The 406-nt window shown below is 40.6% G+C and carries 1 protein-coding gene; it reads left to right on the top strand.

Annotated features, from left to right (window positions below):
• Window positions 1-260 (top strand): hypothetical protein (locus AC1VNY_RS42815; protein WP_482409725.1); only part of this gene is annotated, 260 nt, incomplete at its 5' end.
• Between the last annotated feature and the right edge of the window lie 146 nt (window positions 261-406).

Genomic DNA, 406 nt, shown 5'->3' with positions numbered 1-406 from the left:
AATCTGACGTGATTATTCTGTGTTTAACAATCGACGCTGTTTATGAAAGACACATCTTAGTGAAGCTCTTGTTGAAGAGCTTGGTGTTTATATATATGGTCTTTTTCGTCTTTACAGACGGTCAGTTGGCAAGTGTTTTACAGACGGTCAATTGGCAAGTGTTTTACAGACGGTCAATTGGCAAGTGTTTTACAGACGGTCAGTTGGCAAGTGTTTTACAGACGGTCAATTGGCAAGTGTTTTACTGTGACAACTTCTGAGTTTTCGCTTTTCTCTCTTGTCGTTCAGCTCGTACATAAGTCTCTTCTCAAAAGACTCTGCGCCCTTTCGTAATTTGGCTTTCCACACAACTCTGTCATCAGCTAGTCCCTCCCATGTGCTGGGATCTATAGAAAAATTTTTCATT

Source organism: Bradyrhizobium ferriligni (genome assembly GCF_056837965.1).
The sequence above is the reverse complement of the archived record's forward strand: the minus strand, read 5'-3'. Positions and strand labels throughout refer to the sequence as shown.